13 protein-coding genes and 3 pseudogenes are annotated in these 14,472 nt (G+C 70.5%); 6 read left to right on the top strand and 10 right to left on the bottom strand.

What is annotated here, in order from left to right:
* From AC061S_RS43140 to AC061S_RS43170, 7 genes and pseudogenes are all read right to left on the bottom strand, one after another.
* Positions 1-195, bottom strand: a pseudogene (locus tag AC061S_RS43140) (helix-turn-helix domain-containing protein); the annotation flags it as partial.
* A 105-nt stretch (positions 196-300) separates the two neighbouring features.
* Positions 301-1,005 carry a hypothetical protein gene (locus AC061S_RS43145; protein WP_478691352.1) on the bottom strand — a complete coding sequence of 235 codons (705 nt, stop codon included), beginning with the start codon at positions 1,003-1,005 and terminating at the stop codon, positions 301-303.
* A 49-nt stretch (positions 1,006-1,054) separates the two neighbouring features.
* A complete protein-coding gene (locus tag AC061S_RS43150; RefSeq protein WP_478691353.1) occupies positions 1,055-1,834 on the bottom strand; it encodes a hypothetical protein in 780 nt (259 codons plus the stop codon).
* Complete coding sequence (locus AC061S_RS43155; RefSeq protein ID WP_478691354.1) at positions 1,818-3,185, bottom strand: AI-2E family transporter; 1,368 nt, start codon at positions 3,183-3,185, stop codon at positions 1,818-1,820. Before AC061S_RS43155 ends, AC061S_RS43150 begins: the two co-directional genes overlap by 17 nt.
* A gap of 149 nt (positions 3,186-3,334) precedes the next feature.
* Complete coding sequence (locus tag AC061S_RS43160) at positions 3,335-4,033, bottom strand: aggregation-promoting factor C-terminal-like domain-containing protein (protein WP_478691355.1); 699 nt, start codon at positions 4,031-4,033, stop codon at positions 3,335-3,337.
* Positions 4,034-4,470: 437 nt separating this feature from the next.
* A complete protein-coding gene (locus AC061S_RS43165) occupies positions 4,471-5,787 on the bottom strand; it encodes a PhoH family protein (protein WP_478691356.1) in 1,317 nt (438 codons plus the stop codon).
* A 415-nt stretch (positions 5,788-6,202) separates the two neighbouring features.
* The gene (locus AC061S_RS43170; protein WP_327254716.1) at positions 6,203-6,976 is read right to left on the bottom strand and encodes an isoprenyl transferase; all 774 of its coding nucleotides are present in this window, start codon (positions 6,974-6,976) and stop codon (positions 6,203-6,205) included.
* Positions 6,977-7,116: 140 nt separating this feature from the next.
* On the opposite strand from AC061S_RS43170, the gene mgrA reads away from it, so the two are divergent.
* From mgrA to AC061S_RS43190, 4 genes are all read left to right on the top strand, one after another.
* On the top strand, positions 7,117-8,154 hold the full coding sequence (gene mgrA, locus AC061S_RS43175; protein ID WP_478691357.1) for an L-glyceraldehyde 3-phosphate reductase: 1,038 nt from the start codon (positions 7,117-7,119) through the stop codon (positions 8,152-8,154).
* A gap of 416 nt (positions 8,155-8,570) precedes the next feature.
* The gene (locus AC061S_RS43180) at positions 8,571-9,011 is read left to right on the top strand and encodes a DUF192 domain-containing protein (RefSeq protein ID WP_478691358.1); all 441 of its coding nucleotides are present in this window, start codon (positions 8,571-8,573) and stop codon (positions 9,009-9,011) included.
* Between the two features lie 59 nt (positions 9,012-9,070).
* On the top strand, positions 9,071-9,688 hold the full coding sequence (locus AC061S_RS43185) for an SMI1/KNR4 family protein (protein WP_327254713.1): 618 nt from the start codon (positions 9,071-9,073) through the stop codon (positions 9,686-9,688).
* A gap of 310 nt (positions 9,689-9,998) precedes the next feature.
* Positions 9,999-11,312: an extracellular solute-binding protein gene (locus AC061S_RS43190; protein WP_478691359.1), complete on the top strand. Its 1,314-nt coding sequence runs from the start codon at positions 9,999-10,001 to the stop codon at positions 11,310-11,312.
* A 202-nt stretch (positions 11,313-11,514) separates the two neighbouring features.
* Here AC061S_RS43190 and AC061S_RS43195 read toward each other — a convergent pair whose 3' ends face one another.
* The 3 genes from AC061S_RS43195 to AC061S_RS43205 all read right to left on the bottom strand — a co-directional run bounded on the left by AC061S_RS43195 (position 11,515) and on the right by AC061S_RS43205 (position 13,540).
* Positions 11,515-12,144, bottom strand: a complete 630-nt coding sequence (locus AC061S_RS43195) for a hypothetical protein (RefSeq protein ID WP_478691360.1) — start codon at positions 12,142-12,144, stop codon at positions 11,515-11,517.
* A gap of 91 nt (positions 12,145-12,235) precedes the next feature.
* Positions 12,236-12,565, bottom strand: a complete 330-nt coding sequence (locus AC061S_RS43200) for a nuclear transport factor 2 family protein (RefSeq protein WP_478691361.1) — start codon at positions 12,563-12,565, stop codon at positions 12,236-12,238.
* A 147-nt stretch (positions 12,566-12,712) separates the two neighbouring features.
* Positions 12,713-13,540, bottom strand: coding sequence for a polysaccharide deacetylase family protein (locus AC061S_RS43205; protein WP_478691362.1), 828 nt, complete (start codon positions 13,538-13,540; stop codon positions 12,713-12,715).
* 399 nt (positions 13,541-13,939) lie between these two features.
* Here AC061S_RS43205 and AC061S_RS43210 point away from each other — a divergent pair.
* Together AC061S_RS43210 and AC061S_RS43215 are read left to right on the top strand one after the other, a co-directional pair.
* Positions 13,940-14,020, top strand: a pseudogene (locus AC061S_RS43210) (hypothetical protein); the annotation flags it as partial.
* A gap of 25 nt (positions 14,021-14,045) precedes the next feature.
* Positions 14,046-14,435: pseudogene (locus tag AC061S_RS43215) on the top strand (L,D-transpeptidase family protein); the annotation flags it as partial.
* Positions 14,436-14,472: the final 37 nt, after the last annotated feature.

Raw genomic sequence — 14,472 nt, forward strand, 5'->3', positions numbered from 1 at the left:
GTGGAGCCGCCTTCTTCCCGCCGGACGGGTTGCGTCCGTATCGCCAGCGCTTCCCGGTCCGCCGGTTGATCCCGACGATCCGGCACGCTTCCGTGTTGCTTACGCCCTGCTCCATGAGCCGGGAGTAGCCGCCCGCTCACGAGCGAGCTTCTTACGTCCCTGCGGCTGCCGGTCCTCGCGGATCTCGAAGCCCATGCCACCCCTTGAACTGGGGTGTTGCAACGACTCCTAGAACCCAAGCGCTCCCGGCCGGCGGGGGCCCTTTCGCGCACTCCGTCGGCCGTGCGCCGATGGCGGGATCTACCGCCTCAGCTTCGCCATCAGAGCCCGCACGTCCTCGATCATCGCCCCGTCGACCGCGTCCTCGTCCACGCCCGCGGACGCCGCCTCGGGGGGCCCGAACCACTCCACGGTCAGGGTGAAGACCGCCCCTCCGTCGAGCACCGTCAGCCGCGCCCCTCCGGCCGCGCGCTGCCTGTCGAGCACCGCCCGGTCGCCGAGGCCCGGCACCTCCCGGCGATCCCCCGCGTCCATGTGCGGCCACACGTTGCTGCCCGGGCCGGTGGCGAACTCCGTCCCGGGGTCGGTCTTCTTGTGGAGTTCGACCAGCACCTGGGCCATGTACAGGACGCGGTCCTTCTCGTGCTTCGGGCCGGTCCGGCAGTACGCCCAGTCCTGCGCGGGGCTCAGGCTCTCGCCGCTCCCGTCCCCTTCGAAGGCGCGGCCGATGGTCTCGCCCAGCGTCTTGAGCGGCGCCTCCTTGCACAGGTCGGCGGAGTGCCGGTAGTCGATGCGCGGGGTGTCGGTGAAACGGTCCTGCACGGCCAGGGTGCCCGCCCAGACCGCCGAGGCGGCCACCGCCCCGCCCAGCGCCCACCGCCACGGAGCCCGCGGACCCCGTATCCGCTCGCGGTCGCGGTCGCGCTCGCGCGGAAGGTCCTCCGCGGCCCCCTCCGCTCCGCTCGCCGCGTCGCGGTCCCCGTCGATCTCAGGCTCGCCGATCATCCCCGTGTCCCCCGTCCCCGCGCCCCCGCACCTACGGCGCGAACCGCGCTTACCTGCGCAGCGCCTTCATCAGGCCGTGCATGTCGTCGATCATCGCAGCCTGGACCGCATCGGAATCGGGCTTCGGCGGATCTTCCGGGAGGCCGGAGCCGGAGACCGGATTGCCGTCGCCGTCGACCTCGTCCGGGCCGTACGCCCACACCGTCACGTCCACGGTGAACACCGCACCCCCGTCGAGGACGCTCAGCCGCCACGACTCCTGGTAGCCCATCTCCCAGATCAGCGCCCGCTCCCCGAGCCCCGGCACCGAGCGCGGTTCCGCGCGGCTCGTGCCGACCCAGCCCGCGGGCGCCGGATCCGCGCCGAACTCCGGGGCGGGGTCCGTCCGTTTGTGCAGCGCCATCGAGGCCTGGACCTCGTACGAGAGCCGGAACCCGGGCTTCTCCGGCTGGTCCATCGCGGGGCTCAGCTGGCAGTACGCCTGGTCCACTCCCGGGTGCTCGAAGAGCTTCGGGGTGGACCGCCACTGGATCACCTCGGCCAGCCGGGCCAGCGCGGGCAGCTTCGCCTCGTCGCACAGGCTCAGGGGCAGCCCGTACCGCAGCGGCGGGCGTTCGTCCTGCGGGGTCGCGGACCACCAGGCTCCGGCCCACAGCGCGGAGGCGAGCAGGGCCCCGCCGAGCGCCCACCGCCAGGGGCGGCGGCCGGGCGGCGGGGATCCGCCGTGGCGCTCCGATCCGTCGTGGCGCTCCGGCCCCTCCGGCCCCTCCAGGCCCACCGGGCCCGGCAGGCCGGACGAGCCGCCGTCGAACTCAGGCTCCGTTATCACCCGTACGTGTCTCCTCCGCCTCGGATACCGCCTGGCCCAGGGCCGTCGCACCGTGCGGCCCGGGGCCGACCGGGGACAGCCCGTGGTGGAGCTGTTCGCGGGAGTAGGCCCGCAGGTACCCGACCACGGTGTTGGTGACGGCGACCAGCGGAACGGCGACCACCGCTCCGCCGATGCCGGCGACCAGGCCGCCGGCCGCCACCGAGAGCACCACCGCGAGCGGGTGGACCCGTACCGCCCGGCCCAGGATGAAGGGCTGGAGCACGTGGCCCTCGATCTGCTGCACGGCCAGGACCACCAGCAGCACCATCGTCGCGGTGAACGGCCCCTGCGTCACCAGGGCCACGACCACGGCGAGGACACCGGAGATCACCGCGCCGACCAGCGGGATGAAGGCGAACAGGAAGATGAAGACGGCGAGCGGCACGGCCATCGTCACGTCGAGGAAGTAGAGCCCGAGGCCGATGAACACGGCGTCGATGAGGGCCACCAGGACCGTGCCGCGCACGTACGCGGTCAGGGTCCGCCAGGCGCGCGGACCGGCGCCGGCGACGCCGGGGCGGGCGGCCGCGGGGAGCAGGCCCGTGGTCCAGGTCCAGATGCGCTTGCCGTCGTAGAGCAGGAAGAGCGTGGAGAACATCGCGAGGAGCATGCCCGTCAGCACTTCGACGAGGACCGTGACGCCTTGCAGGCCGGCGGAGGTGATCTGCTCGGTGTTGGTACCGATGGTCTCGCTGAGGTTCTTCGCGATGTCGTTGATCTGCTTCTCGGTCACGTGGAACGGACTGTCCAGTGCCCAGAGTTTGAGTTCGTTGATGCCTTCGCGCAGCCGGGCCGAGAGCTGGTCGAGGTTGTCCATGACCTGCCAGACCACGAACCAGCCGACCAGCCCGATGACCACGAACCCGAGGATCGCGGTGACGGCCGTGGCCAGGCCGCGCGGCATGCCGAGGCGGCGCAGCCGGACCACGAAGGGCTGGAGCAGTGCGGTGACCAGGAGGGCGGCGGCGAAGGCGAGGACGACCAGGCGGACTTCGCTGATCACCTTCATCAGGACCCAGAGCATCCCGGCGAGCAGCAGCAGCCGCCAGCTCGCCTCTGCGGCGACGCGCATGCCCCACGGGATGACGGACACCGGGTCGGGGCGCACGGGGGTGGCGTAGCCGGCGTGTTCGGCGCCCGGGGACGCCGAGGGCCGGGAGGCGGGGGCGGGTGAGGCCTGGGCCGGTGGGGCCGGGGAGGGCGCGGCGTCGGAGGTCTCGGCCTCGACTTCGGCCCGCCGCTCGGCGAGCCGGGCCTCCACATGGCTCAGCCTCTTGCCGAGCCGGCCGAGCCAGCCTGTCTTCGCCATGTCGTTCCCTTCCCCCCCGCCCTGGACCGCGTGCCGGGGCACACCTCGAAAGACCGTACACGCGAGGAGCCCCGCACCGTAGGACGATGCGGGGCTCTTCGAGGTTGAGGCGCGCGGGCGCGCTCTCGTACCGGTGTGTCCGGGTGTGCCTAGTACCAGTTGTTGGCCTGGTGGAAGTTCCAGGCTCCACACGGGCTGCCGTAGCGGGAGTTCATGTAGTTCAGACCCCACTCGATCTGCGTGGCGGGGTTGGTGCGCCAGTCGGCGCCCGCCGAGGCCATCTTCGAGCCGGGCAGGGCCTGGACGAGGCCGTAGGCGCCCGAGGACTTGTTCACGGCCAGGTAGTTCCAGGTGGATTCCTGGTTGATGATCTTGGAGAAGCACTGGAACTGCCCCGCCGGGACCATCTGCTGGGCGATCGCCTTGACCTGGGCGACCGTGTAGGAGGCCTGGGGAGCGAACGAGGATCCGTCGCGCGAGGCGGAACGGCTCGCGGCCTGCTCCCGCTCGTCACGCTCCTTCTTCGCCTTGTCGTCCGCGGCCTTCTGCGCCTCGGCCTTCTTCGCCTTGGCGTCCTGGGCGGCCTGGATGCGGGCCGCCTCCTCCGCCGAGCGCTTGGCGTCGGTGTCGGCCGCGTGGGCGATGGAGTCCGCCTGCTGCGTCAGGGACGCGTTCTGGACCTGCGCCTGCTCGCCGACCGGGATGTCGGCAAGGAGAGTCGTCCCGGACGCGGTCGTCTCGAGATCGTTCGAGGCGGGGTCGCCAGTGGCAACACCCACGACGGCGCCGACGGTGGTGACAGCGGTGGCCGAAGCCACAGCGAATCCCCGAACCGAGATCCGGCTCACACGGTTTCCTTCCAGCAGCGTCCGCAGTGACCGAGCGGGCGCAATAGTGCCCTCGACGCTGGCCTCCGTGGTGGTGCGGTCACTGGAGGCACGGGCCCGTGGGCAACTCCCGTACGGGAGTGCCGCGTGATGCTCCGGGCGGCATACGGCGAACGACTGTGGAGTTAGCGGTACTGCGCGTATCTCACGGGAGATACAGGTGTGCCGTATGCGGGGCCTGACGGAAAACAGACTCTGCCGGACCTCGACGCCGCAGGGCAATTCTCCGTTGCGTGGGAAAGGTCACACCTGGCATGTCGTCGTTGGTTCCGGCAAACCCCTGTGCATGGAGGCGCCGCCCGGCTAGGCTCTCTGGCCTTTGCCGGGCGGCGCCAACTCACCTTCCCGCTATGGGTGTTTTACCTGTTTCGCGGCCCGTGCGGGCCGGCCGGGCGGCCCTACAGGTTCTCCAGCATCTCGGTGACCAGCGCGGCGATCGGGGAGCGCTCCGAACGGGTCAGCGTGACGTGCGCGAAGAGCGGATGGCCCTTCAGCTTCTCGACCACGGCCACGACTCCGTCGTACCGGCCGACCCGCAGGTTGTCCCGCTGGGCCACGTCGTGGGTGAGAACCACCCGCGAATTGGCCCCGATACGGGACAGAACGGTCAGCAGGACATTGCGCTCCAGCGACTGCGCCTCGTCCACGATCACGAACGCGTCGTGCAGCGAGCGGCCGCGGATGTGCGTCAGCGGCAGGACCTCCAGCATCCCGCGGTTCAGCACCTCCTCGATGACCGCGCGCCCGGCGACCGCCGAGAGGGTGTCGAACACCGCCTGGGCCCAGGGGCTCATCTTCTCGGAGGCGTCCCCGGGGAGGTAGCCGAGGTCCTGGCCGCCGACCGCGTACAGCGGCCGGAAGACCATCACCTTCTGATGCTGCCTCCGCTCCAGTACGGCCTCCAGCCCCGCGCACAGGGCCAGCGCCGACTTTCCGGTGCCGGCCCGGCCGCCCATCGAGATGATCCCGATATCGGGGTCGAGCAGGAGGTCGAGCGCGATCCGCTGCTCGGCGCTGCGGCCGTGCAGCCCGAAGGCCTCGCGGTCGCCCCGTACGAGCTTCACGTTGCCGTCGGCCGTGACCCGGCCGAGCGCCTTTCCGCGCTCGGACTGGAGGACCAGTCCGGTGTGCACGGGAAGTTCCGCGGCCTCCGGTACGTAGAGCCGCTCCTCGGAGAAGAGGAGGTCCACCTGCTCCCCGGAGAGCCCCAGCTCGCTCATGCCGGTCCAGCCGGCATCGGTGATCGCGAGCTCCGCGCGGTACTCCTCTGCCATCAGCCCCACGGACGAGGCCTTGATGCGCAGGGGGAGATCCTTCGAGACGACCGTGACGTCGTAGCCCTCGGCCTGGAGGTTGCGGGCGACCGCGAGGATGCGCGAATCGTTGTCCCCCAGCCTGAAACCGGCGGGCAGGACGCTCTGGTCGGAGTGGTTGAGCTCGACGCGCAGGGTGCCGCCCAGATCGCCCAGCGGGATGGGTGCGTCGAGGCGACCGTGGAGCACCCGGAACTCGTCGAGCAGCCGCAGGGCCTGACGGGCGAAGTAGCCGAGTTCGGGATGGTGCCTCTTTGCCTCCAGCTCGGTGATCACCACGATCGGGAGCACTACCTCGTGCTCGTCGAAGCGGGTGATCGCGTTGGGGTCTGCCAGCAGGACGCTGGTGTCGAGGACGTAGGTCCGCCTGTCGGGCAGGCGGCTCTTTGTGCTGGTCACCACGGAAGGACGTACCCCCTCGGAAGAGGTCGGGCCATGAAGACCGGACCGGTCATCGGCACCCCTGCGCGGGCCGACTTCCGGCCCTCCACTCCGTCCGTGCGAACCGCACGTGCGTCCTGGTGCAAAGGGCCTCCCGGGCGGACGACCCCATGCCGTCCGCTGAGACTCGACACCCGTGGATCGGGCGTCGACCTGCAAGGGATATTCCCCGAATGGGTCCAGCCATGCCATGGCATATGACGGACGCTCGGTGAATCCCTGGTGAAGGCCTCGCGCGGAGGGTCCCGGGAGGCGGGCAGGGCGTACGGGAACACGGGGACGGCGCGCCACGGAGGAGTCCGGGCGCGCCGTGAGGTGCCGAGGGGGCGTCAGAGACCCGCAGGTCAGGTGCCGTACGGGGATCCCGCCGGGCGGGTCAGCTGCCGTAGCGCCGGTGGCGGGCGGCGTAGTCGCGCAGGGCGCGCAGGAAGTCGACCTTGCGGAAGGCCGGCCAGAAGACCTCGCAGAAGTAGTACTCGGAGTGCGCGCTCTGCCACAGCATGAATCCGGACAGCCGCTGCTCTCCGCTGGTGCGGATCACCAGGTCCGGGTCGGGCTGGCCGCGCGTGTAGAGGTGCTCCGCGATGTGCTCGATGTCGAGGATCTCGGCGAGCTCCTCGAAGGAGGTGCCCTTCGAGGCGTGCTCCAGCAGGAGCGAGCGGACCGCGTCGGCGATCTCCTGGCGGCCGCCGTAGCCGACCGCGACGTTGACGAGTATCCCGTCGACGTCGCGGGTGGCCTCCATGGCCTCCTTCAGGACGCTCTGGGTCCCGGCGGGCAGGATGTCGAGGTTGCCCACGTGGTGGACGCGCCAGCGGCCGTCGGCGGCGAGGCCCCGGACGGTGTTCTCGATGATGTTGAGCAGCGGGCGGAGCTCGACCTCGGGCCGGTCCAGGTTGTCCGTGGAGAGCATCCACAGGGTGACGACCTCGACGTCCGTCTCGGTGCACCAGCCCAGCATCTCGGAGATCTTGTCGGCGCCGGCCTGGTGGCCCTGCACCGTCGTGCCTCCGGACGCCTTCGCCCAGCGCCGGTTCCCGTCCAGGATCACGCCGATGTGCTTGGGCGTCTCGTCATGGTCGATGCGGCCTTCCACCCGGCGTGCGTAGAGCCTGTACACAGGACGGCGTACCAGGTCGCGCAGCTTCACGATCTTCCAGCCCCTCCGAGCGATACCCCCGTGCGGAATGCGGTGGTCCCCCCGAGTCCGCCACAGACCGCCACATTACTGCGCGACGGGATCCGGCACCCAACTCGGTCCTGTCGCAAGTCCGTGATAGGGAGGACAACGTGACTGAAAACAATCCCTATCGGGCAGAGCCCTCGCGCTACGACTCCATGGAGTACCGGCGCACCGGCCACAGCGGCCTCAAGCTCCCCGCGATCTCCCTCGGCCTCTGGCACAACTTCGGTGACGACACGTCCCTGGGGTCCCAGCGGGCGATCCTGCGCCGGGCGTTCGACCTCGGCGTCACCCACTTCGACCTGGCGAACAACTACGGCCCGCCGCCCGGCTCGGCCGAGCTGAACTTCGGGAAGATCTTCGCGCAGGACTTCGCGTCCCACCGCGAGGAGCTGGTCCTCTCCACCAAGGCCGGCTACCTCATGCACGAGGGCCCGTACGGCGAGTGGGGCAGCCGGAAGTACCTGCTCGGGTCGCTGGACGCGTCGCTGAAGCGGATGGGCGTGGACTACGTCGACATCTTCTACTCGCACCGCTTCGACCCGGACACCCCGCTCGAGGAGACCATGGGCGCGCTGGCGTCCGCGGTCCAGCAGGGCAAGGCGCTCTACGTGGGCGTGTCCTCGTACACCGCGGAGCAGACGGCGGAGGCGGCCCGACTGCTGAAGGACATGGGGATCCGTCCCCTCATCCACCAGCCCTCGTACTCCATGATCAACCGCTGGACGGAGGACGACGGCCTGCTGGACACCCTGGAGGAGGCCGGCATGGGCTGCATCTCCTTCGTGCCGCTCGCGCAGGGGCTGCTGACCGGGAAGTACCTCAAGGGCATCCCGGAGGGCTCGCGGGCCACCCAGGGCAAGTCCCTCAACCCGGACCTGCTGTCGGACGAGGTCGTGCGCCGGCTGAACGGGCTGAACGAGATCGCGACGCGACGCGGGCAGACGCTGGCCCAGCTCGCGCTGAACTGGGTGCTGCGGGACGAGCGGATGACCTCGGCGCTGATCGGCGCGTCGAGCGTCAAGCAGCTCGAAGAAAATGTCGCTTCCCTGTCCGGCGCACCGCTGTCGGAGCAGGAGCTGAAGGAGATCGATTCCTTCGCGGTGTCCACCCCCGGCGCCAACATCTGGGCCCAGCGGGGCTGACCTGCGTCTTTGCCCGGCGCTGCCCCGGCACTGCACGGGGACAAAAAACGGGCCGGTCCGTGGGGGGGATACGGACCGGCCCGAGGGGGGGGTTCCACCATAACCCTTCGTAAAGCCTGCTGCGCGCATCACCGCGACACGATTACGCTCCGGAGCCGTCCGTGAGCACTCCGCAGAGCCGAATCGGCCCCCACAGCCCTTACGGGGCCCGGCCGGAGCCCGTACGGGCCAACGTGCGGCCTTCCCTCCCCGGGGTGACCCCCTCGGGTGCGCCGGCTTGACGCCGAAGCCCGGACCGAGGGCCGGGCCGGCCACATCCAGCCCCGCCGGCGTTTGAGGCGCGGGGGTCCGGGGGCTGACCCCCGGCGACGGCGCCGCACCTCGCGACGGGCGGGCCGGGCCCTAGGGTGGCCCGCATGGGGAACAGGGAACGGTGGCGCGACGGCGGGGCCACGCTCTACGTCGACCGGGGCGCGGCGCCGGGAGGGCCCACGGGACGGCTGGAGCCCGCGGAGCACCTGGAGCCGCTGGAGCGCCCGGGGCCCCTGGAGGTGCCCCTGGAGGTGGCCGCCTCCTACCGGGCCCGCACGCGCGGGCTGCTGGGGCGGGACGCGATCGAGGGGGCGATGCTCCTGACCCCGGCCTCGAGCGTGCACACCTTCCGGATGCGCTTCGCCATCGACGTGGCCCACCTCGACCGCCGGCTCACCGTCATCGCGCTGACCACCATGGCCCCCGGCCGGCTCGGCCTCCCCCGGCTGCGCGCCCGCCACGTCCTGGAGGCCGAGGCCGGCGCCATGGCCGCCTGGGGCCTGCGCGTCGGCTCCCCGCTCCGGGTCCGTCTCACCACGCGCTAGGCGCCACCCCGCACCGGCGGTAGGTTGGGGCGGTTGAGCTGGGGTGGCAGGGGAGCGGCATGACCGAGAACGCGCGCGTCAAAGCGCTGGAGCAGATCATGCCGGCGACCCACGGAGCCGACGAGGACATCGACTGGCAGGCGGCCGAGGCCGTCTGGGGCAGCCGTTTCCCCGCCGATTTCATCGCCTTCATGGGCCGCTTCGGCGCGGGCTCGATCAACGGCGAGGCGAGCGTGCTGCTGCCGCTGCCCAAGCCCGGACTCCAGTGGGACCCGGCGCAGATGGCGGAGGAGACGGCCAACGCCCGCCAGGTCTGGGAGGCGGAGGGCGGCCGGGCCGCCTTCGACGTGGACCCGGAGTCGATCCTCGCCTGGGGCGTCACCGGCGGTTCCGACATCCTCTGCTGGCTGACGACCGACCCCGACCCCGACCGCTGGCCCGTTCTTGTGGTCGGCCGGCACACCGCCGACTCCTTCGCGGTGTACCCGTACGGGATGGCCGAGTTCCTCTACCTGCTGTGCTCCGACGAGTTCGACGTGAGCCCGGTCAGCATCACCTTCTGGGACGGCGGCCACCTCAGCTTCGTGCACTGGCGCAAAGCCCAGCGCCGCTGGCAGGAGGGCCGCAACCCCGAAACGGGCGAGCCCGATCCGTACGCGGGCGACTTCGCGGACTGAGATTCCGCCGCTCCACCGCCTCTCCCCCGCCACACCCCCCTCGCCTCCCCCTCCGACCCGTTCCGCCGCGCTCCGTGGCCGGAAACGGGCGTTTCGGCATGTCTACGCGCGTCCGAATTGTTGATCACATATCGGAAAACACCATTCTGAAATGCCGCAGTTGGAGCATTGAACACAAGTGCCGACCCAATGGAACCAACCACCCTCCCTCAGGAGAGAATTCCGGCCAACGGGCCACTGAGGGACACCACAGCCCGGAGTAACTCATAAGTAATAACGGGACTCAAAAGAAAATCAGGGGAATACACCCGTGCGACGAAGAATCTTCAGCGCGGCCGCCACCACGGTCGTGCTCGGTCTGCTGATACCGCTGACCGGCTGCGGCAGCTCCGGCGGAAGCGCTGATGACGGCGGTACCCTCCGCCTCGTCGCCGCCGAATACGGAGACGCCTCGACCAACACCAGTTCCAAGGCTTTCTGGGACAAGGTCACGGCCGATTTCACCGCCTCGAACCCCGACATCAAGGTCCAGGTCCAGCTCCTGCCGTGGGCCGACATCGACCGCGAAGTCTCCCGCATGGTCAAGGCCGGCAACGCCCCGGACATGGCCCTCATGGGCGGCTACTCGGACTTCGCGGCGCAGGGCAAGCTCTATTCCGCGCCCGAGCTCCTCTCGGTCACCGCCGAGGCGAACTTCCTCCAGCCCCTCGCCGACGCCGGCTCCGTCCGCAACACCCTCTACGGCCTGCCCTTCGTGGCGAGCAGCCGCCTCCTCTTCTACAACGAGAAGCTGCTCACCGACGCCGGGGTCATCCCGAAGGACGCCAAGAACGGCTGGCAGCCCAAGACCTGGCTGGACCTGAAGGCCGCCGCCACGGCGCTCAAGGCCAAGGGCGTGAAGACTCCGCTCGCCATGCCCCTGGGCCCGGAGGAGGCGCACGCCGAGGCGATGATCTGGGAGCTCAGCAACGGCGGCGGCTACGCCGACAGCAGCGGCAACTACAGCCTGGCCTCCGACCAGAACATCATGACCTTCAAGTGGATCAAGGAGCACCTGGTCTCCACCGGGCTGGTCGGTCCCACTCCCCCGTCGCAGCTCAACCGCGCCGACGCCTTCGCCGCCTTCGTGCGCGGCGAGGTCGGCATGCTGAACGGCTACCCCCAGCTCGCCCACGAGGCGCGCGCCAAGGGGATCACGGTCGGTGCCGTCGCCATGCCCGTCTCGGACATGCTGGGCACCGGGGAGGTCCCGCCGAACGTGGGCGTGGCCGACTGGATGATGGCCTTCAAGCAGAACGGCAACCGCGAGGAGATCGGCAAGTTCCTGGACTTCGTCTACCGGGACAAGAACCTGTCGGACTTCGCCGGGCGCTACCACCTGCTGCCGTCCACCGTCTCGGCTTCCCGCATGATGGCCGGCACCTCGGGCATGGACAAGAACGACCAGCAGTTCCTGAACGCCCTGCGCGGTGCGCAGCTCTACCCGGTCAACGACCCGTCCTGGGTGGTCATCAGCGACACCATCAAGCGCAACATCGGCCGCGCCGTGGACCCCGCCGGCGACCCGAAGGCCGTCCTGGAGGAGATCGCCTCCAAGGCGAACGAGGCCAAGAAGGCGCGCTGACGCCGGAAAACCCCCCGAAGGCCCCTGCCGAAAGGGACCTTCGCCCCCTGCCGCGCCCCACCCCGCGCAGCATGATGGCTGGTACGGCCTTGATCCAAGGTCGCGGCCCAGTCGCCCGCGAGCGCCCACAAGGCGCGCGGGGCGGCCGGCCCCTCTCCTGCGCCCGCCCCCTCCTCCCGCCCCCTCCTCCCGCCCCCTCCGGCTAGCTCGCGCCCTGGTTCCGCGGGGTGAAGGCCGTGCGGTACTGCTCGCAGTCGGAGTCCCAGGGCAGGGACCCGGTGAGGGTGCCGTAGCCGGTGCGGGTGACCGACCACTCCACCGTGTACTTCCCGGTGTCACACCCGATGCGCTTGCCCCCGGGGAGCTTCGTACGGCCCGTCGCGGGCCGGTCCTTGAGCTCCTGGTGCACCCGCGCCACCTCGGTGCGCCGGGCGTCGCGCAGTACGGCGTGCACGACGATCGCCTGCTTGCCGTCCTTCGTCGTCAGCACCTTCTTGACCCCCTGCGAATCCGCCACCGACCACGCGAACTCGTACCCGGGCTCCCAGGCCAGGGTCTTGGGGTCGCCGACCTTGCGCTCGTACTCCTCGGCGCCCTTGGGGCCGGGGCGGGTGACCGTCTTGTACTGGACGCCGGGATGGAAGCGGAACTGCGCCTCCACCTTGTGCATGTCGTCCTTGGTCCACATCGACTTCATCGCCTTCTCCCCTCCGCTCGGGTCCTGGAGGTACGCCGTGCCGTCCGCGGCGGTGGCCGCGCCCGGGAGGACCGGGGCGAGGGCTGCCGCCGCGGCGGCGGCGAGGACGAGGGCGGCAGTGCGGGTGCGGTTCATGCCCGGACCAACGGGACCCTCCGGCGGGCCGGAACGACGCCCGGCGCCCTTTCACCCGTACGGGATCCGGTCGGGCGGAGGTGGACGCGCCCTACGCCTGGCCCGTCTCGAAGCGGCTGATGCGGCCGCCGCCGGGGGCGATGACGAACCGCCAGGAGGTGCGCATCTCGCCCCAGGTGTCGTTGCGGTAGCCGACAGTCAGGGTGCGGCCGCCATCGGACTCGGACTGGACGTCCATGTGACCGCCGGAGTCGAAGATCTCCCGTTCGATCCACTCGTGGAGGTCGCGCTCCGTTCCGTCGTCGGACATGGTCGCGTCGGCGGTCAGGAGCGCGAGGAAGGCGTCCTTGTCGTGCGCGTTGACCGCGCTGACGAGGGCGCCGACGACGGGGTCGGACAGCTTCCCGGGGGCGATGGCCACGGAGACCTCCTGGTCGGGCGTACGGGCGTACGGGCGTACGGGGCGGCGGGCGTGGCTGCCGCCGGTACGGGCTTGCGTGCGCGACCAGGGAACACCCCGGGCACCGCCGGGGCGGCGACCCTCACCCGTTCGCCACCGAACGGCGTGTCAGGCGCTGGGACCGGTGACCACCGGGAAGCCGGTGGGCCGGCCCTGCTCCTTCAGCCAGGCCAGGACCTGGTCGAGGGCCGCCACGCTCTGCGTGCGGTCGCCGCCGCCGTCGTGGAAGAGGACGGTCGGGCCGTTGCCGATCTCGGCCTTCACCGTGTCGACGATCGCGGCCACGCCCGGCTTGCTGAAGTCCTTGGTGTCGACGTTCCAGCCGAGCGGGCGCATTCCGTTGGCGGCCGCCAAAGCCCTGCTCTCGGGGGTGAACGCGCCGCCGGGGGCCCGGTAGTACTCCACCTTGGCCCCGCCGCCCGCGGCGTCCTCGATCTGCTTCTTCGCGTCGAGGATCTGCTGCTGCTGGTAGGGAAAAGGCTTCTTGTCCATCCCGGTGTTGTGGTCCATGGTGTGGTCGCAGAGCCGGTGGCCGTCGGCGACGACCTTCTTGACGAGGTCGGGGTGGGCCTTGGCCTGCGGTCCGATCATGCAGAAGACCGCCTTCACGTCGTACTTCTTCAGCACCTCCAGCACCTTCGGGGTCCACTTGGGGTCGGGCCCGTCGTCGATGGTGATGTTGACCGCGTTGCCGCCGCTCTCCGACGCGTGGGCTATGCCGTCCGGGACCTGCCCGCCCGGCTTCCCGGGCGCCTGCGGCGCCGCGTCACCGCCGCCCTTCGCGGGGTCGTCGGTCTGCCGGGAGACGTTCTGGTGGTTGGCGCCCTGGCCGGGGTCGACGAGCGCCGTCACCCCCCACGCGGTCGCGGCCACCGCCACCACCGCTCCGGCGACGGCGATCCGTGCCTTCGTGCCCCGCATCTGCGTACGCGTCATGAACCCCATGTGCTGTCTCAACTCCCCATATCGACGCCACATCGACGTCCGCCGTGTGAGCTCGCACTGGTCAGGACGTCGGCCGGGGATGCGGGGTTCCAGCCGAATGGCCCATAAATTCCGGGTTGTAGGACTTTAGACCTTGATCGTCCCGAATCCGTCCCGGCTGAACCGAGGAGGATCGGACCGCCCTCATACCGGACATCCGGGTCCCAAGACCCGGGCCCTAGCCGGAGGTTCACCTACCCATGCGCAAGGCAGCAATCACCCCGCCTTCACCGTGCTCACGCTGCTCGCCCTCGCGGAGGCGTCGCGGCCGGCCGCCGAGCTGAGCCTGACGTCAAGCCGGCCGAGGGCACGCTCAAGGACGGGGCGTTCACGCCGAAGGACGGACTGGCGGTGGACACCGAGTACAGGGCAAGACGACAGTCGGCGTGGGCCAGCCGCTCTCGCTCACCTTCGACCACCCGCGTGGACTGGCGGCCGAAGGAGTACTGGAAACCGGGCACCCAGGCGACCTTGGAGGCCCCCCTCCGGGGTGGACACGGGACGGGCACCGGTATCACGGCGGGCGACCCGGCGAAGACGCCGACATGCGGCGGACTCGGTCGGCCTCACCGGCTACGACCAGTGGGTCGACAAGTCGATGTGCATGACGGTCTCGGGCACGTTCGCGCACCAGGCGGAGTGGGCGGAGGGCTACATCGGCTCGGCGAACAGGAGCCACGGCTGCACCGGCATGAAAACGGCGGACGCGACGTGGTTCTACGCCCAAGCCCAGATCGGCGACGTCTTCGACGTGACGGGCGGCAAGGAAACGGTGTCCACCGGCATCGGCTTCGGCGAGTGGAACCTGCCCTGGGACGAATGGCAGAAGCAGTCAGCCCTGAAGTAGCCGGAACCCCACCCCCGCCCGCCCAACCCAGCCCCAC

The organism is Streptomyces sp. CA189, assembly GCF_056428985.1.